Source organism: Dryocola sharpae, from assembly GCF_051307055.1.
Taxonomy (GTDB): Bacteria; Pseudomonadota; Gammaproteobacteria; order Enterobacterales; family Enterobacteriaceae; genus Dryocola.
The window spans coordinates 2,887,027-2,907,910 of sequence record NZ_CP149994.1; the positions used below are offsets into that span (position 1 = coordinate 2,887,027).

The following is a 20,884-nucleotide window of genomic DNA, read 5'->3' on the forward strand; positions in this document are numbered from 1 at the left end:
AGGCGCGTAAACTCCGCGCGTTCTCCGTTAACCGATTCTGACCTGATGCAAAACACACCCGCTGCCGCAGCCCGTAAGCCTCTCGATCTGACCTCTTCCGCCTTCTTGATTGTAGCTTTTTTAACCGGCATTGCTGGCGCCTTACAAACGCCGACGCTGAGCCTGTTTTTAACCGAAGAAGTGCGGGTTCGTCCGGCGATGGTGGGCTTTTTCTTTACGGGCAGCGCGGTCATCGGGATCCTGGTCAGCCAGTTTCTGGCAGGACGCTCCGATCGCAAAGGCGATCGCAAATCGCTGATTTTCGTCTGCTGCCTGCTGGGCGCGCTGGCCTGCGTGCTGTTTGCCTGGAACCGTAACTACTTTATTTTGCTCTTTGTTGGCGTGTTTCTCAGCAGCTTCGGCTCCACCGCCAACCCGCAAATGTTCGCCCTTGCCCGCGAACACGCCGACCGCACCGGGCGCGAAGCCGTGATGTTCAGCTCCATTTTGCGTGCTCAGGTATCGCTTGCCTGGGTAATCGGCCCGCCGGTCGCCTATGCGCTGGCGCTGGGCTTCGGCTTTACCACGATGTACCTCAGCGCCGCCTTCGCATTTGTGGTGTGCAGCCTGATGGTGTGGCTGCTTCTGCCCTCTATGCGCAAGGAGCCTGCGCCTGCGTCCACCCGGCTTGAAGCGCCGCGTCGCAACCGCCGCGACGCCCTGCTGCTGTTCGTCGCCTGCACCATGATGTGGGGCTGCAACAGCCTGTACATCATTAATATGCCGCTTTATATCATTGGTGAACTGCATCTGCCGGAGAGGCTGGCGGGAGTGATGATGGGGACGGCTGCCGGGCTGGAGATTCCTACCATGCTGATTGCGGGCTATTACGCCAGACGTTTTGGTAAGCGCTTCCTGATGCGTGTCGCCGCCGTTGCGGGCCTGCTTTTTTACCTCGGCATGCTGACGCTGCACAATGAAATTATGCTGCTGGCTTTACAGCTGCTGAACGCTATTTTTATCGGCATTCTGGCGGGGATCGGCATGCTTTATTTCCAGGATTTGATGCCGGGCCAGGCGGGCGCCGCTACCACGCTCTATACCAATACCACGCGCGTGGGCTGGATTATCGCCGGCTCGCTGGCGGGCGTGGTTGCCGAAATCTGGAACTATCACACCGTCTTCTTTATCGCGCTGGGCATGATAGCCGTTACGGCATACTGCATGGCGCGCATTAAAGATGTTTAAGGCGCGGTAGCCGCCTCAAGATAGATAAGATACTCCATAGCCTGCTGGCGCGTGGCGCCGCACATCTCACGCGAGGGCTGTAAGCCTGCACAAACCTTCGGACGCAGCGGCGAGCGAAACAGCTTACAGAGGTTTCGTTCATCAAGCTGAACGCAGGGCGTGTTTGCCGGCTTGCCGTTGGGCATGCCCGGTATCGGACTTGAGACAGAAGGCGCGGTGCAGCAGGCTCCGCAATCAGGACGACAGTCCATCAGCAATACTCCGGTGGGCTGGCTTGTGGGCGGACTGTAACAGTAGCGCACGGGCTTTGCCACGTTCATTTATACTTTGGCTTACAGGCGATGAAATCCGCTTGCCTGAAATGCGCCTCGCGAGTAATTTGTCGCAATATTTTCGCCCCTCAATTTTTACAGGAAACATCGATGGCAAGAGCTAACGAAGTCAAAAAAGGCATGGTACTGAACTACAACGGCAAGCTGCTGATTGTAAAGGATATCGATATTCAGTCCCCAAGCGCGCGCGGCGCGGCGACCCTTTATAAGATGCGTTTTTCCGATGTCCGTACCGGGCAGAAGGTGGAAGAGCGTTTCAAAGGTGACGATATCGTCGATACCATTACCCTGACCCGTCGTTTCGTTGATTTCTCTTATATCGATGGCAACGAATACGTATTTATGGATAAAGAAGATTACACCCCGTACATCTTCACTAAAGATCAGATTGAAGAAGAGCTGCAGTTTATCCCTGAAGGCGGTATGCCGGACATGCAGGTGCTGACCTGGGATGGCCAGCTGCTGGCGCTGGAGCTGCCGCAAACGGTGGATCTGGAAATCGTTGAAACGGCGCCGGGGATTAAAGGCGCTTCCGCAAGCTCGCGCACCAAGCCTGCCACCATGTCCACCGGTCTGGTGATTCAGGTGCCGGAATATATGGTATCCGGCGAGAAGATCCGCATTCATATCGCTGAGAAGCGTTCGATGGGCCGCGCTGACTAACAAAGAAAAACCCGCCGAGGCGGGTTTTTTTATTGCATTTACCTCTGCTACAGCAAATCAGGAAACAGCATCTGCTTTAACGCCAGCTCCACGCCGCGCACTTCCGCAAGCCCTTTCAGGCGGCCAATCGCCGAATAGCCCGGGTTGGTTTTTTTATGCAGATCGTCGAGCATCTGATGGCCGTGATCCGGACGCATCGGAATCGGACGTAAGTCGCCGCTCGCCTTACGGCGCTGCTCTTCAGCCAGAATCGCCTTCACCACCGCAACCATATTCACATCGCCCTGCAGGTGCGCCCCTTCGTGGAAGGTTTTCGGGTTGTCTTCGCGGCAGGTGGCGCGCAGGTGGGTAAAGTGAATGCGGTCACCGAAGGTTTCAATCATCCGCACCAGGTCATTGTCCGCCCGCACGCCGTAAGAGCCGGTGCACATGGTGAAACCGTTGTGGATGCTGTCGACCGTTTCTTTCAGCCACTGCATATCTTCAATAGTCGAAACAATGCGCGGCAGGCCGAGGATTGGACACGGCGGATCGTCCGGATGAACCGCCAGACGCACGCCGACCTCTTCCGCCACGGCAACGATAGCGCGCAGGAAGTAAGCCATGTTTTCACGCAGTTGCTCTTTATCGATACCATCGTATTCCGCCAGGCGAGCGCGGAACCGATCTAAGGTGTAGCCCTCTTCCGCGCCCGGCAGGCCCGCAATAATATTGCGCGTCAGCTTCTCTTTTTCGGCAGCGGACATGTTATGGAAGTAGTCCCGCGCCTGACGCTGCTCTTCTTCACTGTAATCAGCTTGAGCGCCCGGGCGTTTGAGAATATGCAGCTCAAAAGCGGCGAAGGCTATCTGGTCAAAACGCAGAGCCTTAGAGCCGTCCGGCAGCTCGTATTCCAGATCGGTGCGCGTCCAGTCGAGGATTGGCATGAAGTTATAGCACACGGTATCGATGCCGCATTCCGCCAGGTTGCGGATGCTCTGCTGGTAGTTAGCGATATGCCTGTCATAATCACCGGTGTGGGTTTTGATCTCTTCGTGTACCGGAATACTCTCGACGACTGACCAGCTCAGCCCTTTCGCTGCAAGCGCCGCCTGACGCTGCTTAATTTCCGCCACCGGCCAGACTTCACCGTTCGGAATGTGGTGCAGGGCGGTGACTACGCCGGTTGCGCCAGCCTGACGCACATCATCCAGCGATACCGGGTCTTTCGGGCCATACCAGCGCCAGGTTTGTTCCATTACCAGCTCCTCATAATAAGTTGTCATACCAATTTTAGGATATTGTACTGGCGACTACCATACTATAAACAGGCTGCTGGTCAATTTTATCCCTGAATTTGGTTGATCCGGCTCACATTAAAGGGATAAAGCCAGCACACCAATTCTATTTGCTGTCATATAACTTTACACTGCAGATGTTACTAATTCGTTAAACAGGATTTGCATTCTATGAAGACCATCGCCTCAGCCAGCCTGCCGGAGAGTATCCAGCAACCCCGCTACGACCGTAGCGCGTTAAAGACACGCATTGTGCATTTCGGTTTTGGCGCCTTTCACCGTGCACACCAGGCGCTGCTGACCAACCGGGTGCTTAACGCGCAGGGAGGCGACTGGGGAATCTGTGAGATTAGCCTGTTTAGCGGCGATAAATTAATGAGCGCCCTGCGCGCTCAGGATCACCTGTATACCGTGCTGGAAAAAGGCCGTGACGGCAACAAGGCCATTATCGTCGGCGCCGTTAATGAATGTCTGAATGCAAAGCTTGACGGGATGGAGGCCATCATCGAGAAGTTTTGCGAGCCGCAGGTGGCCATTGTTTCGCTTACCGTGACTGAAAAGGGCTACTGCATCGATCCGGCAACAGGCAAGCTGGATACCGCAAACGAGCGTATTATTCACGATCTGCAAAACCCGGCTGAACCGCATTCCGCGCCGGGAATTTTGGTTGAAGCGCTGAATCGCCGCCGCGAGCGTGGCCTGCTTCCTTTTACCGTGCTCTCCTGCGACAACATTCCTGATAACGGTCACGTGGTGCGCAATGCGGCTATCGGCATGGCGGAAAAACGCAGCCGGGCGCTCGCCGACTGGGTAAAAGAGCATGTGACCTTCCCGAGCACCATGGTCGATCGCATCGTGCCCGCCGCCACGCCGGAATCCTTACAGGAAATTACCGATACGTTAGGCGTTGAAGATCCGTGCGCGATTTCCGGCGAGCCTTTTATCCAGTGGGTTATCGAAGATAATTTCGTGGCAGGCCGCCCGCAGTGGGAAGTCGCTGGCGTGGAAATGGTGGATGACGTGATGCCGTGGGAGCAAATGAAGCTGCGCATGCTCAACGGCAGCCACTCATTTCTTGCCTATTTGGGCTATCTGGCGGGCTATCAGCATATTAACGACTGCATGGCGGATGCGAATTTCTACCGCGCGGCGCAGCGATTAATGATGCAGGAACAGGCCCCGACCCTGCGCGTGACGGGCGTAGACCTGCCTCAGTACGCGCGCAACCTTTTAGAACGCTTCAGCAATCCTGCCCTGCAGCACCGCACCTGGCAAATCGCCATGGACGGCAGCCAGAAATTGCCGCAGCGTATGCTGGAGAGCGTTCGCTGGCATCTGCAGCAGGAAGATGAGTGGCCTTGTCTGGCGCTGGGCATCGCGGCGTGGATGCGCTATGTCAGCGGGGTTGACGATGCCGGCAACGCTATCGAGGTTCGCGACCCGCTGGCGCAAAAAATTAAAGGCCTGGTGGAGAAGAGCTCCGAAGAGGAGCGCGTAACGGCTCTGCTTAGCCTGACTGAAATCTTCGGCAGCGATCTGCCGGGCAACGAAATTTTTGTACGGCGCGTCAGTGCCGCCTGGGACGAATTGCGCAATAAAGGCGCAAAACAGGCCGTGGCAAACCTCCTGTAATTAACAATCCATGCCCTTTACACGGCCTTGTTTTACGGCAGGCCGTGTTTACTCTTCATTTTTTCGCAAATGTTGTTCAGGATATTGGTTAACCCTAACGCCAATTCGGAGCGACTGTGACTAAAACCAACCTGATTACCGGTTTCCTCGGCAGCGGAAAAACCACCACTATTCTTCATTTACTGGCTAACAAACCCAGCGATGAAAAGTGGGCTGTGCTGGTTAACGAGTTTGGTGAAGTCGGCATTGACGGCGCGCTGCTGGCCGACAGCGGCGCGCTGCTCAAGGAGATCCCCGGCGGCTGCATGTGCTGTGTTAACGGGCTGCCGATGCAGGTCGGGTTGAATACCCTGCTACGCCAGGGAAAACCTGACCGTTTGCTCATCGAACCCACGGGCTTAGGGCACCCAAAACAAATTCTCGATATGCTTACCGCCGAAGTTTACCAGCCGTGGATCGACCTTAACGCCACGCTCTGCCTGCTGGATGCCCGCCAGCTGTTGGATGAGCGCGCCGTTAAGAACGACAATTTCCGCGATCAGCTTGCCGCCGCCGATATCATCGTCGCTAATAAAAATGACCGTGCGACCGCTGAGAGCCGTCAGGCGCTGGCTGACTGGCAGCAACAGCACGCTGCCGGCAGAGAGGTCGTGCTGGCGCAAAAGGGAGAAATTGATGCCGCTCTGCTGGACCATCCGCGTCAGAACCTTCGCGCGTTACCGCGCAGCGCCGAACATAGCCACAGCCATGCGGCCAGCCGTGGCCTTGCGGCGCTGAATTTGCCGGAACATCAGCGCTGGCGACGCAGCATAAACGGCGGACAGGGCTACGTTGCCTGCGGCTGGATCTTCGATGCGGAGACCATTTTTGACACCGTCGGCATTCTGGAATGGGCTCGTCTTGCGCCGGTTGGCAGAGTAAAAGGCGTCTTACGCATTGCTGAAGGACTGGTACGCATTAATCGTCAGGGCGACGACCTGCATATCGAGACACAAAGCGTAGCGCCGCCTGATAGCCGTATCGAATTGATAAATAGCGAAGAAACGGACTGGAACAGCTTGCAAAGCGCTCTGTTGAAGCTACGTTTAAGTTTGTAAGCCTACCCTCCCCCGACTTGTCAGAAGATAACGAAAGCTCGCATAATGAAAATTCGCTTAATGCCTATCCTGTTACTGAACGCCCTTGGCCTGGCGCTGTTCTTTAGCTGGTATCTGCCTGAAAACCACGGTTTCTGGTTCACGCTGGACGCCGGCATTTTCCATTTCTTTAATCAGGAACTGGTAAAGAGCCACGCTTTCCTGGTGCTGGTAGCCGTAACCAATAATCGTATATTCGACGGCATCTCTTTGCTGGCTATGGGTTCGCTGCTTCTCTGGTTCTGGTGGCGCGAAACGCCTGTCGGACGCCGACGCCTGGTTATCATGGGTATTGTGATGCTGCTCAGCGCCGTGGCGATCAATCAGCTGGGCCATTTGATTCCTGTCTCCCACGTCAGCCCAACGCTCTATTTCACTGATATTCACCGCGTCAGCGAGCTGCTGCATTTTCCTACCAAAGATGCCTCGAAAGACAGTTTTCCAGGCGATCACGGTTTAATGCTGCTTATTTTCACCGGCTTTGTGCTGCGTTATTTTGGTCAAAAAGCATTCTTTATTGCGACGCTTATTTTCCTGATATTTATTCTTCCACGCATAATGATCGGCGCGCATTGGTTTACCGATGTATTTGTCGGATCGCTATCCATCGCGCTGGTGGGTTTGCCCTGGGTGCTATTAACCCCACTCAGCGACGGGTTAATTAATGCGCTTGACCGCGCCTTTTCCGGTAAAAATAAAACAAGTTCATAACATAAAATAAACATCATTTAACGCAAATTTTCAGGGTTCCGTAAGGGATCGCTGAAAATTTGCCAGCGACGGCTGAATCGCTTAATTATCGCCCTACCTGATTCTCCAGCTTTTTGAAAGGGCTGCGCAGAAAAACCGCACATTTCGTTAACTTTTACGCAAGTTTATTTTTGTTCTTTTAACATCACAATTTCTTATAAAAAAAGCTGAGAAAACCCCTCGCCATGCCAGTGTTGATAAGGTACTCTCAGATGCGTTTTGTGCTGTTAACCTGATTCGTTCCCGCTATGAATAAAATTGTGCGTTAAACCACACTTCTGTTCAGAGGTAATTGTTTCACAGCGCTCAGATAATTAGTCTCGTCACGTTGGTATTTTTGTATAACGATTCGCATCGTTAAGGACATCAAGGGAAAAGAAATAAAATGGTCAAATCTCAGCCTATTTTGAGATATATCCTGCGGGCGATTCCCGCTGTTGCTGTGGCAGTAATGCTCTCAGCATGTAGTTCGACAAACACCGCAAATATGCATCCTGAGACGCATGCAGTTGGCAATAAAGACAGTTTTTTACTGCAAGCCTCTCAGGATGAATTCGAAGAAATGGTCCGTAATGTAGATGTGAAATCACGTCTCATGGATCAGTATGCCAGCTGGAAAGGCGTGCGTTACCGCCTGGGCGGCAGCAGCAAAAAAGGCATCGATTGTTCTGCGTTCGTGCAGCAAACTTTCCGTGACCAGTTCGGTTTAGAGCTGCCTCGTTCAACTTATGAACAACAGGAAATGGGTAAGTCCGTTTCACGCAGCAAACTGCGCACCGGGGATTTAGTTCTGTTCCGTGCGGGTTCTACGGGTCGCCACGTTGGTATTTATATTGGCAATAACCAGTTCGTACATGCCTCCACCAGCAGCGGCGTCATGATCTCCAATATGAGTGAACCGTACTGGAACAAGCGCTACAACGAAGCGCGTCGCGTGTTAAGCCGTAGCTGATGCTCCTGAGCGGCAGTTAATTCCCTTGGCTGCCAGCCAGACGAGACAAAAAAGACGCTGCTCCGGCAGCGTCTTTTTAACGCTTTGAAAGTAAAAGCATTACTTCCCTTCCCCTCCCGCGGTTAGCTATAATTGCCATATGAAACTATATGACGCTGCTATGCCTTTTGCGCTATAGTCGAAAAAAACCAGCAATCATGCGTCTCTTGCGTCAGCAGGAACAATTTGTTCATGTCCTCAAATAAAATTTTCGCGCGCTACTTTTCCACCCCGCGGCAAATTGCTTATTTCAGCATTTTGTTTGGCCTGGTGGGCGCTTTACTGTTCAGCGGATTAACCAGTCTGCTACAGCATAACAAGCGTGAAGCGGATTACGACGCGCTGACCAAAAATATTCACCACTATTTGAGCAACTTCTTTCAGGAACTCAATGCCACTGTAGGCAGCATTCAGCCATTAACCATTACAGATTGCCGCCTCGTCAGCGGCGAGCTGACCTCCAGAGCGGCGTTTAGCGTTAACGTTCGCGCTTTTGTCCTGGTTCGCCATGGCTTTGCCTATTGTTCATCCGCCACCGGGCCGCTGAGCATGGCGATGGACAGCTTAATCCCCGACATCGATTTAAATAAAAATAACGATCTCTTTATTATGACCGGCACGCCGATGATGCCCGGCAAGCCAACGATAGCGGCCTGGTTTAAAAATCAGGAGGTGGGCGATCGGGGTGTCTTTATCACGCTGAATGCGAATTTAATCCCCTACTTATTATTTACCGCTCGCCAAAGCAACGTGCTGTCCATGGCGATAGTGGTTGGTGATAGAGCGTTAACCACGCTTTCTGCTGAAGTCATTAACGCAGATTCGTTACCGCCCCACCCCACCCGCATCGCCACGCTTAATGATTATCCCATAAAGATTTACCTCTACGGCGCGCTCTGGCCGCTGGAAGATATTCAGCTTTCGGTGCTGGCGGGCCTGATCTTCGGTTTGTTCAGCGGCGTGTTATGCAGCTATTTTCTGTTCGCCCATATGCGTTCGGGCAAAGAGATCCTCACCGGTATTAAACGCGGGCAGTTTTACGTTGTATATCAACCGGTCGTAGACGCGCAGAAATTAGAGATGCAGGGTGTTGAAGCGTTAATGCGCTGGGAACATCCAGCCGCAGGCATGATTCCACCCGATGCGTTTATCGCTTTTGCCGAAGCGCAGCAGCTTATCGTGCCGTTAACGCGCCATTTGTTTACCCTGGTGGCCCGTGATGCTCAGCAATTGCAAAACGTGCTGCCGCCGGGAGCGAAGCTCGGCATCAACCTGGCGCCAAGTCATCTGCACGCCCCGACGTTTAAAGAAGATATCATTGCGTTTGCCGCCTCCCTGCCCCCGCGGCACTTTAAGATCGTATTTGAAATTACCGAACGGGATATGCTTAAGGAAAAGGAGGCCACGGGCCTGTTCTGCTGGCTACACGAGCAGGGCTTTGAAATCGCGATTGATGATTTCGGCACCGGGCACAGCGCGCTGATTTACCTGCAGCGCTTCACGCTGGACTATCTGAAGATTGACCGGGGCTTCGTAAACTCCATCGGCATGGAAACGGTTACAGCGCCGGTACTCGACGCGGTACTGACGTTAGCCAGGCGCCTGGATATGACGACCGTGGCGGAAGGCGTTGAAACCCGAGAGCAGGCAAAATGGCTGATTGAGCGCGGCGTAAATTACTTACAGGGTTACTATTTCAGCCGCCCGCTGACGCTTACGCAACTGCTTAGCTGGGATCGGCCGCAGGATAGCCATAATGTTCTGAAAGGCATCCATTAAGTTCACAATCATCGCCGCCTGACTTATGATTTACCATTACGGTGTTATAAAGCAGCGGGTTGTTGCCCTGGTTATCATTTCGGGAACGAATCAGCCAGGTTGCCCTTTTCAACAAGGACTGAGCAGATTGATGCTTGCGCGCGCGGTTATTCTACTTTGTCTTAGCCTGTTTGCCGTCGGCAGCCAGGCGGAAACTATCAAAGAAAGCTACTCCTTTGCCGTATTAGGAGAGCCTAAATACGCCATCAATTTCACCCAGTTCGATTACGTGAATGCTGCGGCCCCGAAGGGCGGTAATATTACGCTCTCCGCTATCGGTACCTTTGATAACTTCAACCGTTATGCCCTGCGCGGCAACCCCGGCGTGCGCACGGAAACGCTTTACGATCCGCTGTTTACCACCTCAGATGACGAACCTGGCAGCTATTACCCGCTTGTGGGGGAAATGGCGCGCTACCCGGAAAACTTCGCCTGGGCTGAAATAGAAATTAATCCCCGCGCGCGCTTTCACGACGGTTCGCGCATTACTGCCCAAGACGTGGCTTTCACCTTTCATAAATTTATGACCGAAGGCGTGCCGCAGTTCCGGCTGATTTATAAAGGCGCCAGAGTCAAAGCCATCGCCCCGCTGACGGTGCGCATCGAGCTGGCCCAGCCGAGCAAAGAGCGCATGCTGGGTTTGTTTTCCCTGCCGGTCTTTCCACAAAAATTCTGGAAGGATCACAAGCTGAGCGACCCGCTTTCCGCGCCGCCGCTGGCGAGCGGCCCGTACAAAATTACCGCATGGCGCATGGGACAATACATTACCTATTCCCGGGTTCGCGATTACTGGGCTGCAAATCTGCCGGTCAACCGCGGACGCTGGAATTTCGACTCCGTTCGCTACGACTATTATCTGGACGACAACGTCGCCTTTGAGGCTTTCAAAGCCGGAGCCTTTGATTTCCGGGCCGAAAGCTCGGCCAAAAACTGGGCTACGCGCTATATCGGTAAGAACTTCGCTAATCACTTTATCGTCAAGGAAGAGCAGGAAAACAATGCCGCTCAGGACGCGCGCTGGCTGGCTTTCAATATTCAGCGCCCGCTATTTGCCGATCGCAAAGTGCGTGAAGCCGTTGGGCTGGCGTTTGATTTCGAGTGGATGAATAAGGCCCTGTTTTACGGCGCTTACAGCCGCGCAAACAGCTACTTCCAGAATACGGAATATGCGGCGCGATCGTATCCGAATGCCGATGAGCTGACGCTGCTGGCGCCGCTGAAAAAGGAGCTTCCACCGGAAGTATTCACCACGATCTACAACCCGCCGAAATCCAGCGGTGACGGTTTTGACCGGGATAACCTGTTAAAAGCGCTGACGCTGCTTAAAGAAGCCGGATGGGAGCTAAAAAACCAGAAGCTGATTAACGCCAAAACCGGTAAGCCCTTCACTTTTGAACTGCTGATCGGCACAACCGGAAACACCCAGTGGGTGCTGCCGTTCCAGCATAATCTGCAGCGGCTGGGCATTACGATGGAGATCCGTCAGGTGGATAATTCGCAGCTCACCAACCGCCTGCGCAGCCGGGATTACGATATGATGCCAACCCTTTACAGCGCCATGCCTTATCCCAGCGCCGACGTGCAGATAGCCTGGGCCTCGGAGTACGTTGATTCCACCTACAACGCGCCCGGCGTCAAAAGCCCGGTTGTGGATAAGCTGGTAAATCAGATAATCGCCAACCAGGGGAATAAGGAAAAGCTGCTGCCGCTGGGCCGGGCGCTCGACCGCGTTCTCACCTGGAATTTTTATATGATCCCGATGTGGTACATGACGGCAGACCGTTTCGCCTGGTGGAATAAATTCTCCCAGCCCGCGATCCACCCGCTCTACACTTCCGGGTTCGATACCTGGTGGTATGACGTCAACAAAGCCGCGCATCTCCCTGCGCAGCGGCGCTAGGGGGAAACCGTGGGAAGCTACCTGCTCAGGCGTTTATTGCTCATCATTCCGACCCTGTGGGCCATTATCACCATCAACTTTTTTATCGTGCAAATCGCGCCCGGCGGCCCGGTGGATCAGGCCATTGCCAATATTCAGTTTGGGCACGGTTCGGGGATGCCCGGCGTCAGCGCGGATACGATGGGCAGCGGCCATGCACGAGTTGGCGTAAGTAACGGCACGGATAATCAGTATCGCGGCTCGCGCGGGCTGGACCCGGAGGTGATAGCTGAAATCACCCACCGCTACGGCTTCGATAAGCCGCTTCACGAGCGCTATTTCAACATGCTGTGGGATTATGTGCGCTTTGATTTTGGCGACAGCCTGTTTCGCAGCGCGTCCGTGCTGCATCTGATTAAAGAAAGCCTGCCGGTCTCCATTTCCCTTGGCCTGTGGAGCACGCTGATTATCTATCTGGTCTCGGTGCCGCTTGGGATCCGCAAAGCAGTCAGCAACGGCAGCAGCTTCGATATCTGGAGCAGCACGTTTATCATTATCGGCTACGCCATTCCGGCATTTTTATTCGCTATCTTACTTATTGTGCTGTTTGCCGGAGGCAGTTACCTGGACTGGTTCCCGCTGCGTGGCCTGGTATCGACAAACTTTGCTTCGCTGCCCTGGTATGAAAAAGTGACCGACTATCTCTGGCATATCACGCTGCCGGTGCTCGCAACCGTCGTGGGCGGCTTCGCCACGTTAACGATGCTGACTAAAAATTCCTTTTTAGATGAGATCCGCAAACAGTATGTGGTCACGGCCCGCGCAAAAGGCCTGGAAGAAAAGAAAATTCTCTACCGCCACGTGTTCCGCAACGCCATGCTGCTGGTTATTGCCGGTTTTCCGGCCACTTTTATCAGCATGTTCTTTACCGGTTCGGTGCTGATTGAGGTTATCTTCTCGCTCAACGGGCTTGGCCTGCTGGGCTATGACTCAACCCTGTCGCGCGACTACCCGGTGATGTTCGGCACGCTTTATATTTTCACCCTGATTGGTCTGCTGCTGAATATCCTCAGCGATATTACCTACACCTTTGTGGACCCACGTATCGACTTTGAGGGACGCGGATGAGCCGATTAAGCCCGATGAACCAGGCCCGCTGGGCGCGCTTTCGCCAGAACCGACGCGGCTACTGGTCCCTGTGGATTTTTGCCCTTATATTCATCCTGAGCCTGGGTTCGGAGCTGGTTGCCAACGATCGTCCCCTGATCGTGCACTATCAGGATCGTTTTTACTTCCCGGTCATCGTCAATTACAGCGAAAGCGATTTCGGCGGCCCGCTGGCGACCGCCGCGGATTATCAGGACCCGTGGCTTGCCGGGCATTTAAGCCGCGACGGCTGGGCGCTCTGGGCGCCGATTCGCTTCGGGGATAACGCCATCAACTATGCGACTAAAGTTCCTTTCCCCTCGCCGCCGGGCAGCCAGAACTGGCTGGGTACGGACGCCAACGGCGGCGACGTGCTGGCGCGTCTGCTTTACGGCACGCGCATCTCTATCCTTTTCGGCCTGTTGCTGACGCTGTTTTCCAGCGTCATCGGCATTCTGGCTGGCGCAGTGCAGGGCTATTACGGCGGCAAGACCGATCTGTGGGGGCAGCGCTTTATTGAAGTGTGGTCCGGTATGCCCACGCTTTTCCTGATTATCCTGCTTTCAAGCGTGGTGCAGCCCAACTTCTGGTGGCTGCTGGGAATAACGGTGCTGTTTGGCTGGATGAGCCTGGTAAGCGTGGTGCGCGCGGAGTTTTTACGCACGCGTAACTTTGACTATATTCGTGCCGCCCAGGCGATGGGCGTGGGCGACTGGGCGATCATGACCCGCCATATGTTGCCCAATGCCATGGTCGCCACGCTGACGTTTTTGCCATTTATTCTCTGCGGATCGATAACGACGTTAACTTCCCTGGACTTCCTCGGCTTCGGCTTGCCTCTTGGCTCGCCGTCGCTCGGCGAACTTCTGCTGCAGGGTAAAAACAATCTGCAGGCTCCGTGGCTGGGGATTACCGCCTTTGTTTACCTGGCTATCCTGCTGACGTTATTAATCTTTATTGGCGAAGCGGTGCGTGACGCCTTCGATCCCTCTAAGGCGCGCTGACATGACTACTCCGCTACTTGCCATTCATAACCTGTCCATCGCTTTCCGTCAGGGCGACATTACCCGCCAGGTGGTGGAAAACCTCTCGCTGCAAATCGAAGCCGGAGAAACGCTGGCGCTGGTGGGGGAATCAGGTTCGGGAAAAAGCGTTACCGCCCTTTCGGTGCTGCGTCTGCTGCCATCGCCGCCGGCTGTTTATCCAGCGGGCGAGATTTTCTTCAAAGGCCAGGAGCTGCTGCGCGCGCCGGAACGCATGCTGCGCGGCGTTCGCGGTAATAAGATTGCCATGATTTTCCAGGAGCCGATGGTATCGCTCAATCCCCTGCACAGCATTGAGAAACAGCTTTATGAGGTCTTGTCTCTGCACCGCGGCATGCGTCGTGAAGCCGCGCGCGCCGAAATGCTGACCTGCCTCGATCGCGTAGGCATTCGTAACGCGGCAAAGCGCCTGACAGATTTTCCCCATCAGCTTTCCGGCGGAGAACGCCAGCGCGTGATGATAGCCATGGCGCTGCTTACCCGCCCCGAACTGCTGATTGCCGATGAGCCAACCACGGCGCTCGACGTCACCGTTCAGGCGCAAATCCTGCAGCTGCTCAAAGAGCTGAAGCAGGAGTTGAACATGGGGCTGCTGTTTATCACCCATAACCTCGGCATTGTGAGACAGCTTGCGGATAATATTGCGGTTATGCGCAACGGAAAATGCGTGGAGCAGAATAAAGCCGCCGCGCTGCTGAGCGCGCCGCAGCATCCTTACACGCAACAGCTTTTAGCCGCTGAACCGGCTGGCGATCCCTGGCCGCTGGATGAAAATCAGCCTCCGCTGTTAAAAGTGGAGGCGTTAGAAGTTGCCTTCCCTGTACGCCGCGGCCTGCTGAAAAAAACGGTCGGCTACCACTACGGTATAAAAGGCTTAAGTTTCTCGCTGCGCCCGGGCGAATGTATTGGCCTGGTAGGCGAATCCGGCTCCGGGAAAAGCACCACCGGAATGGCGCTGCTGCGTCTGATACATGCCGGCGGCAGCATCTGGTTCGACGGACATCCGCTGCACGAGTTAAACCGCAAACGGCTTCTTCCGTTTCGCCACCGTATTCAGGTGGTCTTTCAGGACCCCAACTCGGCGCTTAACCCGCGGCTGGACGTTTTGCAGATTGTGGAAGAGGGCTTGCGGGTTCACCATCCGCAGCTGAGCGCGGCTGAACGCGAACAACGCGTGATAACGGCTTTAGAAGAGGTTGGGCTCGATCCTGAAACCCGCCATCGCTATCCGGCGGAGTTTTCCGGCGGGCAGCGCCAGCGCATTGCTATCGCCCGCGCGCTTATTCTGCAGCCGCAGCTGATCGTTCTGGATGAGCCAACCTCCTCGCTGGATAGATCCGTACAGGCGCAGATTCTGGCGCTGCTGAAGTCGCTGCAGGAAAAGCACCGGCTGGCGTACATTTTTATCAGCCATGATTTAAAAATCGTGAAGTCGCTGTGTCACCAGATAATCGTGTTGCGGCAGGGGGAAGTTGTCGAGCAGGGTGATTGTCAGCAAGTCTTTGCGGCGCCGCAGACGGAGTACACTCGCCAGCTGCTGACGCTGGCCTGAGCCCCGTACATTCAGAAAGGATTGGTGCCTGAAAATGGTTCGGCAATCGCTACGCCAAAATTCTTCAGGCGGCAGGTCGCTGCCGGTTCGTCCTGACGGTTAACAAACAGGCACGGCTCGCCTTCACACTCCACCACCGAGCAATCCACTGCAATATCGCTAAGCGCCTGGCTAAGTTTATGCATGATCGGCCACGCTTTTTCGCCATCTTCGCTAAGCAGTTTCAGGCCGATAAGGCAGTTCTCACCGTCCCGGGCATGTTGCGGAATCGGTTCAACCTTCAGACCAGCAAAACCCGCCGACCAGCGATAGCTTTGCGGTAAGCGATGAACGATGGAAAGTTGTAGCGTATTCAAAATCGTGTCCCCGAAGAAATTCATACAAAAGTGTTACACAAAGAGTTTACACAAAGGTTAACACAATGTTGATAAATTGCGCATAAAGAACCTGTAAACCGTTTACATCCGCTGTAGTAAGGAGTTTATTTTTATGAGTAACGCTTGTTTGTGCGGCTGCGCGCGCGTTTCGGCGCTATATGTAACGCTTTCTGTGATCTAACTCAACCTTTTTAACTACAAAGCTGTGACTTTTCGTTGCTGTAACGTTTACATTTCAGAAACAAATTGTAGGGGCTGACGCAGAAATTTCGTTGATATGGATTAACAAACGGGTACGTGACGTACCCATTTCGTATCAGGCTGCGGTCTTGCGGGGTCGACTTGCGTAGAGATAAAAGAGTAGCGAGCAGGTGGCGCACACCGCGATTGACCAGATCATCGGCCAGGCGGTGTTAAAAGTAGCGATAGAAAGCAGCGCGCCCGTCAGGGCGCCGATGCCAAAACGGAAGGTCCCCGCCAATGAGGATGCCGTACCCGCCATGTGAGGAAACTCATCAAGAATAACCGCCATGCCGTTAGACGACACCATCGAAACGCAGCCCACGAAGGCCGCCACGCCAAGCACCAGCGCCCAGAAGCCTAAATCAAACTGGGCGCTGATAACCAGCCAGATAGCCATCGCAAACTGCACGTAGAGGCCGAAGCGGAACATATTCAGCGCGCCGACACGACGCACAAAGCGGCTGTTAACGATGGTCATAATAAACAGGAACGCAATATTGAGCGCGAAGTAGTAGCCGAAATGCTGCGGCGAGACGTGGTTTAGCTCAATATAAACAAACGGCCCGGCGCTGAGGAACGAGAACATTCCCGCAAAGCTGAAGCCGCTCGCCAGCATATAGCTGAGCACGCGCTTGTGGCGGAACAGCGTGGCAAAGTTACCTAACGTGGTCCGGAGGCGGAATTTCTGACGACGTTCAACCGGCAGCGTTTCATGAATCAGGAAGAATATCATCGCCGACGCCAGCAGCGCGGCCAGCGCGAGGATCCAGAAAATCGCGTGCCAGCTAAACCATACCAGCACCGCCCCGCCCACCATCGGCGCAACCAGCGGCGCGATGGTCGTTATCAGCATGACAAACGACATCATGCGCGAGAACTCTTCCTTTGGATAGATATCGCGCATTAAGGCGTTAATCACCACGCTTGCCGCCGCGGCAGACAGCCCGTGCAGGAAACGCATCCAGATCAAATGGTCTATCGTCTTAGACAGCGCGCAGGCGATGGCCGCTGCCGCGAAGACCAGCGTCCCGCCGAGCACCACCGGTTTACGCCCGATGCTGTCCGCCATGGGCCCATAAAAGAGCTGACCGATAGCAAAACCGAGGATATAGGTGCTCAGCGTCATCTGCGCGCTACCGGCAGGCACGCCAAATTCGGAAGCGATAACCGGCAGGGCCGGCAGGTACATATCAATCGACAGCGGCATTAACATGGCCAGCAGGCCAAGAATCACAACGATTCCGACTGACGAATTCTGCTTGATACTCAACGGTAGCTCCTGAGGTTAGCTTTTTGGCATGCCTACGCTGGCAATTTCCTGTTCAGTTAATGGACGATATTCGCCCGGCGCCAGATCCCGGTCCAGTTCGATTTCGCCGATGCGTTCACGATGCAGGCCAATTACCCGGTTGCCCACGGCGGCAAACATGCGTTTGACCTGGTGATAGCGCCCTTCGCTGATGGTCAGGCGAACTTCCGTCGGGGTGATGACTTCAAGCCTGGCCGGTTTAGTGAGATCTTTTTCGTTATGCAGCTGTACGCCGTGCGCAAACTGCCCGGCGGTATCGTCCGCAACGGGATGTTCCAGCGTCACCAGGTAGGTTTTCTCGCAGTGGTGACGCGGAGAAGTGATGCGGTGGGACCACTGGCCGTCGTCGGTCATCAGCACCAGGCCCGTGGTGTCGATATCCAGACGCCCGGCGGCGTGCAGCTTGTACGCCACCGGCACATCGAGGAAATAGAGCACGGTTGGGTGATCCGGATCTTCGGTTGAGCACACATAGCCCTGCGGCTTATTCAGCATAAAGTAACGTGGGCCATTCTGCTGACTGAGAGGATTGCCGTCGAACGCCACCTGATGCTCCGGATTGAGCTTAAAGGAGGCGTCACGCACCGCTTCTCCGTCGATGGTGATACGTTGAGCACGAATTTCACGGCCAGCAATGGCACGGCTCACGCCGAGCTGCTGAGAAATAAATTTGTCGAGTCGCATTAAGTCTTGCCTGTTTCAAAGAGGAACCAGCTGAAAGCTAAACTGGCCGGACATCTGAGTCCGCTTTTGCAGCGTAAATCGTTCGCCTGTTAATTAATTTGCCAGTATAGCGACATCAAAAACTCTCTCAAGTTAAAACCCCGTTTCGTGCCATAATCGCTCTTTCTTTATTACCTGTGAAAATCTTATATATCCTTCAGATTTAGTGCTACAGGCAGGCGACAAGGGGGCTTACGAAAGTAAGTAACCGGGGCAACACCCCTGTGGTTCGAAAGATGAAGGGCAGGAATGCCGATGGCTTTTACCTTACGTCCTTATCAACAAGAAGCGGTGGACGCCACCCTCGCCCACTTCCGCAAACACCTTGAGCCCGCCGTGATTGTCTTGCCAACCGGCGCCGGCAAGAGCCTGGTGATTGCAGAGCTGGCACGCATTGCCCGTGGGCGCGTGCTGGTGCTTGCTCACGTAAAAGAGCTGGTCGCCCAGAACCATGCCAAATACCGCGCGCTGGGCCTGGAGGCCGATATTTTCGCGGCGGGCCTGCAGCGCAAGGAGAGCCACGGCAAGGTCGTTTTCGGCAGCGTTCAGTCGGTCGCCCGCAATCTTGAGCAGTTTCACGGTGAGTTTTCACTGCTGATTGTCGATGAGTGTCACCGCATCGGCGAAGCGGATGAAAGCCAGTATCAGCAAATCCTCGCTCATCTGCGCGCGGCGAATCCCAGCCTGCGCCTGTTAGGGCTTACCGCCACGCCATACCGGCTGGGCAAAGGCTGGATTTACCATTATCACTACCACGGTATGGTGCGCGGCGATGAAAAAGCGCTGTTCCGCGACTGCATTTATGAATTACCGCTGCGCTACATGATTAAGCACGGCTATCTCACCCCGCCGGAAAGGCTGGATATGCCGGTTGTGCAGTATGATTTCAGCCGCCTGCAGGCCCGGTCTAACGGTTTGTTTAGCGAGGCCGACCTCAACCGCGAGCTGAAGCAGCAAAAGCGCATTACGCCGCATATCATCAGCCAGATTGTGGAATTTGCCGCTGAACGACGCGGCGTGATGATTTTTGCCGCGACCGTAGAGCACGCAAAAGAAGTGACCGCCCTTCTGCCTTCGGACGATGCGGCGCTGATTACGGCGGATACTCCCGGCCCGGTGCGTGACACCTTAATTGAAGCCTTTAAGAATCAGCAGTTCCGCTTTCTGGTGAACGTCTCGGTGCTGACCACGGGCTTTGACGCGCCGCATGTCGATTTGATAGCGATTCTGCGCCCGACGGAATCGGTAAGCCTTTATCAGCAAATCGTTGGCCGCGGGCTACGCCTCGCCCCCGGCAAGACCGACTGTTTAATACTTGACTATGCCGGTAATCCGCACGACCTGTTTACGCCGGAAGTGGGCAACGCAAAGGGAAAAAGCGACAACGTTCCGGTGCAGGTTTTCTGCCCGGCATGCGGATTCGCCAATACGTTCTGGGGAAAAACTACCGGCGATGGCGCCATCATCGAACACTTTGGCCGCCGCTGTCAGGGCTGGTTCGAGGATGACGAGGGGCACCGGGAACAGTGTGATTATCGCTTCCGCTTCAAAAACTGCCCGCAGTGCAACGCGGAGAACGATATCGCCGCTCGCCGCTGCCATCAGTGCGATTGTGTGCTGGTCGATCCGGACGATATGCTAAAAGCGGCCCTGAAGCTTAAAGATGCGCTGGTGCTGCGCTGCAGCGGAATGACGTTACAGCAAGGCAGCGACGCCAAAGGCGACTGGCTGAAAGTCACCTATTACGACGAAGACGGCGCCGATGTGAGCGAGCGCTTCCGCCTGCGGACACCGGCCCAGCGGACGGCTTTCGAGCAGCTGTTTATCCGCCCGCATAGCCGGGCGCCCGGCGTACCGCTGCGCTGGATAACCCTCGCGGACGTTATCGCGCAACAGCCGCTGCTTCGCCATCCCGACTTTGTGGTTGCGCGCAAGAAGGGGCAATTCTGGAACGTGCGTGAGAAGGTGTTCGACTATGAAGGACGCTTTCGTCGAGCGAATGAATTACGCGGCTGACGGCGTTTGGTTTCCATTGTCGATACTCGTTGCCGACAAGGCCAGATATGGCTATAATGCGCCCGCTTTTGCATCCGCAAAGCAGAAAACTTTTCCTGTTGCTGGGTCGCCTGTAACAGGAGTATTTAAGAGAGAAACAGTTAATGTTTACTATCAACGCAGAAAAACGCAAAGAGCAGGGCAAGGGTGCGAGCCGCCGCCTGCGTGCAGCTAACAAATTCCCGGCAATCATCTACGGTGGTTCCGAAGCTGCAATCTCTATCGAACTGGACCATGACTCCGTAATGAACCTGCAGGCAAAACCTGGTTTCTACGAAGAAGTGCTGACTCTGGTTGTTGACGGTACAGAAGTAAAAGCGAAGGTTCAGGCTGTTCAGCGTCACCCGTTCAAGCCAAAACTGGCTCACATCGACTTCGTTCGCGCGTAATCGCGAATGTAGCTCGAAAAAAACCCGCTCCGGCGGGTTTTTTGCTTTCTGGATGGAGATAAATGTCGGATGACGCTAAATGTCGGATGGCGCTTGCGCTTATCCGACCTACAGCACCGTTGGGTGGCGCTTACGCTTATCCGACCTGCAACATCCGTTTGATGGCGCTTGCGCTTATCCGACCTACAACACCGTTGGGTGACGCTTATGCTTATCCGACCTACAGCACCCGTTTGATGGCGCTTACGCTTATCTGACCTGCAACATCCGTTGGGTGATGCTTATACTTATCCGACCTACGGCACAATTGTAGGGTGGGTAAGCGCAAGCGCCACCCACCGA

The 20,884-nt window shown here is 54.6% G+C and carries 19 protein-coding genes; 14 read left to right on the forward strand and 5 right to left on the reverse strand.

Annotated elements, in window-relative coordinates; genetic code table 11:
* The first annotated feature begins 45 nt into the window (after window positions 1–45).
* The gene (setB, locus tag WLO31_RS13780) at window positions 46–1,227 is read left to right on the forward strand and encodes a sugar efflux transporter SetB (RefSeq protein WP_435927177.1); all 1,182 of its coding nucleotides are present in this window, start codon (window positions 46–48) and stop codon (window positions 1,225–1,227) included.
* Here setB and WLO31_RS13785 read toward each other — a convergent pair.
* The gene (locus WLO31_RS13785; RefSeq protein ID WP_435927178.1) at window positions 1,224–1,478 is read right to left on the reverse strand and encodes a YkgJ family cysteine cluster protein; all 255 of its coding nucleotides are present in this window, start codon (window positions 1,476–1,478) and stop codon (window positions 1,224–1,226) included. The genes setB and WLO31_RS13785 overlap by 4 nt on opposite strands.
* Before the next feature lie 171 nt (window positions 1,479–1,649).
* Here WLO31_RS13785 and yeiP point away from each other — a divergent pair, with 171 nt between their 5' ends.
* Window positions 1,650–2,222, forward strand: coding sequence for an elongation factor P-like protein YeiP (yeiP, locus tag WLO31_RS13790; protein WP_435927179.1), 573 nt, complete (start codon window positions 1,650–1,652; stop codon window positions 2,220–2,222).
* 47 nt (window positions 2,223–2,269) lie between these two features.
* Here yeiP and uxuA read toward each other — a convergent pair whose 3' ends face one another.
* A complete protein-coding gene (uxuA, locus tag WLO31_RS13795; protein ID WP_435927180.1) occupies window positions 2,270–3,460 on the reverse strand; it encodes a mannonate dehydratase in 1,191 nt (396 codons plus the stop codon).
* A gap of 210 nt (window positions 3,461–3,670) precedes the next feature.
* On the opposite strand from uxuA, the gene WLO31_RS13800 reads away from it, so the two are divergent.
* From WLO31_RS13800 to yejF, 9 genes are all read left to right on the forward strand, one after another.
* A complete protein-coding gene (locus tag WLO31_RS13800) occupies window positions 3,671–5,131 on the forward strand; it encodes a mannitol dehydrogenase family protein (protein ID WP_435927181.1) in 1,461 nt (486 codons plus the stop codon).
* A gap of 116 nt (window positions 5,132–5,247) precedes the next feature.
* Complete coding sequence (locus WLO31_RS13805; protein WP_435927182.1) at window positions 5,248–6,228, forward strand: CobW family GTP-binding protein; 981 nt, start codon at window positions 5,248–5,250, stop codon at window positions 6,226–6,228.
* Between the two features lie 45 nt (window positions 6,229–6,273).
* Window positions 6,274–6,978: a phosphatase PAP2 family protein gene (locus tag WLO31_RS13810; RefSeq protein ID WP_435927183.1), complete on the forward strand. Its 705-nt coding sequence runs from the start codon at window positions 6,274–6,276 to the stop codon at window positions 6,976–6,978.
* 424 nt (window positions 6,979–7,402) lie between these two features.
* Window positions 7,403–7,969 (forward strand): bifunctional murein DD-endopeptidase/murein LD-carboxypeptidase, encoded by a 567-nt coding sequence (gene mepS, locus WLO31_RS13815; RefSeq protein WP_435927184.1) that lies wholly within the window; start codon window positions 7,403–7,405, stop codon window positions 7,967–7,969.
* 231 nt (window positions 7,970–8,200) lie between these two features.
* On the forward strand, window positions 8,201–9,787 hold the full coding sequence (locus tag WLO31_RS13820; RefSeq protein ID WP_435927186.1) for a cyclic di-GMP phosphodiesterase: 1,587 nt from the start codon (window positions 8,201–8,203) through the stop codon (window positions 9,785–9,787).
* A 130-nt stretch (window positions 9,788–9,917) separates the two neighbouring features.
* Window positions 9,918–11,726: an extracellular solute-binding protein gene (locus WLO31_RS13825; RefSeq protein WP_435927187.1), complete on the forward strand. Its 1,809-nt coding sequence runs from the start codon at window positions 9,918–9,920 to the stop codon at window positions 11,724–11,726.
* Window positions 11,727–11,735: 9 nt separating this feature from the next.
* On the forward strand, window positions 11,736–12,833 hold the full coding sequence (locus tag WLO31_RS13830) for a microcin C ABC transporter permease YejB (RefSeq protein ID WP_435927188.1): 1,098 nt from the start codon (window positions 11,736–11,738) through the stop codon (window positions 12,831–12,833).
* Window positions 12,830–13,855 carry a microcin C ABC transporter permease gene (locus WLO31_RS13835; protein ID WP_435927189.1) on the forward strand — a complete coding sequence of 342 codons (1,026 nt, stop codon included), beginning with the start codon at window positions 12,830–12,832 and terminating at the stop codon, window positions 13,853–13,855. The genes WLO31_RS13830 and WLO31_RS13835 overlap by 4 nt, the downstream gene beginning before the upstream one ends.
* Before the next feature lies 1 nt (window position 13,856).
* Window positions 13,857–15,446, forward strand: coding sequence for a microcin C ABC transporter ATP-binding protein YejF (gene yejF / locus WLO31_RS13840; protein WP_435927191.1), 1,590 nt, complete (start codon window positions 13,857–13,859; stop codon window positions 15,444–15,446).
* A gap of 11 nt (window positions 15,447–15,457) precedes the next feature.
* Here yejF and WLO31_RS13845 read toward each other — a convergent pair whose 3' ends face one another.
* From WLO31_RS13845 to rsuA, 3 genes are all read right to left on the reverse strand, one after another.
* The gene (locus WLO31_RS13845; RefSeq protein WP_435927192.1) at window positions 15,458–15,802 is read right to left on the reverse strand and encodes a YejG family protein; all 345 of its coding nucleotides are present in this window, start codon (window positions 15,800–15,802) and stop codon (window positions 15,458–15,460) included.
* A gap of 337 nt (window positions 15,803–16,139) precedes the next feature.
* Window positions 16,140–17,336, reverse strand: a complete 1,197-nt coding sequence (locus tag WLO31_RS13850) for a Bcr/CflA family multidrug efflux MFS transporter (RefSeq protein ID WP_435927193.1) — start codon at window positions 17,334–17,336, stop codon at window positions 16,140–16,142.
* A gap of 15 nt (window positions 17,337–17,351) precedes the next feature.
* Window positions 17,352–18,059 (reverse strand): 16S rRNA pseudouridine(516) synthase RsuA, encoded by a 708-nt coding sequence (gene rsuA, locus WLO31_RS13855; RefSeq protein WP_435927194.1) that lies wholly within the window; start codon window positions 18,057–18,059, stop codon window positions 17,352–17,354.
* A 294-nt stretch (window positions 18,060–18,353) separates the two neighbouring features.
* Here rsuA and WLO31_RS13860 point away from each other — a divergent pair, with 294 nt between their 5' ends.
* The 3 genes from WLO31_RS13860 (at window position 18,354) to WLO31_RS13870 (ending at window position 20,799) form a co-directional block, all read left to right on the forward strand.
* Complete coding sequence (locus WLO31_RS13860; protein WP_435927195.1) at window positions 18,354–20,114, forward strand: DEAD/DEAH box helicase; 1,761 nt, start codon at window positions 18,354–18,356, stop codon at window positions 20,112–20,114.
* 143 nt (window positions 20,115–20,257) lie between these two features.
* The gene (gene rplY / locus WLO31_RS13865; RefSeq protein WP_167605621.1) at window positions 20,258–20,542 is read left to right on the forward strand and encodes a 50S ribosomal protein L25; all 285 of its coding nucleotides are present in this window, start codon (window positions 20,258–20,260) and stop codon (window positions 20,540–20,542) included.
* 62 nt (window positions 20,543–20,604) lie between these two features.
* Entirely contained in the window at window positions 20,605–20,799 is a 195-nt protein-coding gene (locus tag WLO31_RS13870) for a hypothetical protein (protein WP_435927196.1), read from the forward strand.
* The last annotated feature ends 85 nt before the right edge of the window (window positions 20,800–20,884 follow it).

Excerpts from the sequence above, each read along its gene's own strand:
- WLO31_RS13835 (WP_435927189.1), top strand. The coding sequence starts at position 12,830 with ATGAGCCGATTAAGCCCGATGAACCAGGCCCGCTGGGCGCGCTTTCGC.
- yejF (WP_435927191.1), top strand. The coding sequence starts at position 13,857 with ATGACTACTCCGCTACTTGCCATTCATAACCTGTCCATCGCTTTCCGT.
- yeiP (WP_435927179.1), top strand. The coding sequence starts at position 1,650 with ATGGCAAGAGCTAACGAAGTCAAAAAAGGCATGGTACTGAACTACAAC.
- WLO31_RS13810 (WP_435927183.1), top strand. The coding sequence starts at position 6,274 with ATGAAAATTCGCTTAATGCCTATCCTGTTACTGAACGCCCTTGGCCTG.
- WLO31_RS13870 (WP_435927196.1), top strand. The coding sequence starts at position 20,605 with ATGTCGGATGACGCTAAATGTCGGATGGCGCTTGCGCTTATCCGACCT.
- WLO31_RS13820 (WP_435927186.1), top strand. The coding sequence starts at position 8,201 with ATGTCCTCAAATAAAATTTTCGCGCGCTACTTTTCCACCCCGCGGCAA.
- setB (WP_435927177.1), top strand. The coding sequence starts at position 46 with ATGCAAAACACACCCGCTGCCGCAGCCCGTAAGCCTCTCGATCTGACC.
- rsuA (WP_435927194.1), bottom strand. The coding sequence starts at position 18,059 with ATGCGACTCGACAAATTTATTTCTCAGCAGCTCGGCGTGAGCCGTGCC.
- WLO31_RS13800 (WP_435927181.1), top strand. The coding sequence starts at position 3,671 with ATGAAGACCATCGCCTCAGCCAGCCTGCCGGAGAGTATCCAGCAACCC.
- mepS (WP_435927184.1), top strand. The coding sequence starts at position 7,403 with ATGGTCAAATCTCAGCCTATTTTGAGATATATCCTGCGGGCGATTCCC.
- WLO31_RS13860 (WP_435927195.1), top strand. The coding sequence starts at position 18,354 with ATGGCTTTTACCTTACGTCCTTATCAACAAGAAGCGGTGGACGCCACC.
- rplY (WP_167605621.1), top strand. The coding sequence starts at position 20,258 with ATGTTTACTATCAACGCAGAAAAACGCAAAGAGCAGGGCAAGGGTGCG.
- uxuA (WP_435927180.1), bottom strand. The coding sequence starts at position 3,460 with ATGGAACAAACCTGGCGCTGGTATGGCCCGAAAGACCCGGTATCGCTG.
- WLO31_RS13785 (WP_435927178.1), bottom strand. The coding sequence starts at position 1,478 with ATGGACTGTCGTCCTGATTGCGGAGCCTGCTGCACCGCGCCTTCTGTC.
- WLO31_RS13825 (WP_435927187.1), top strand. The coding sequence starts at position 9,918 with ATGCTTGCGCGCGCGGTTATTCTACTTTGTCTTAGCCTGTTTGCCGTC.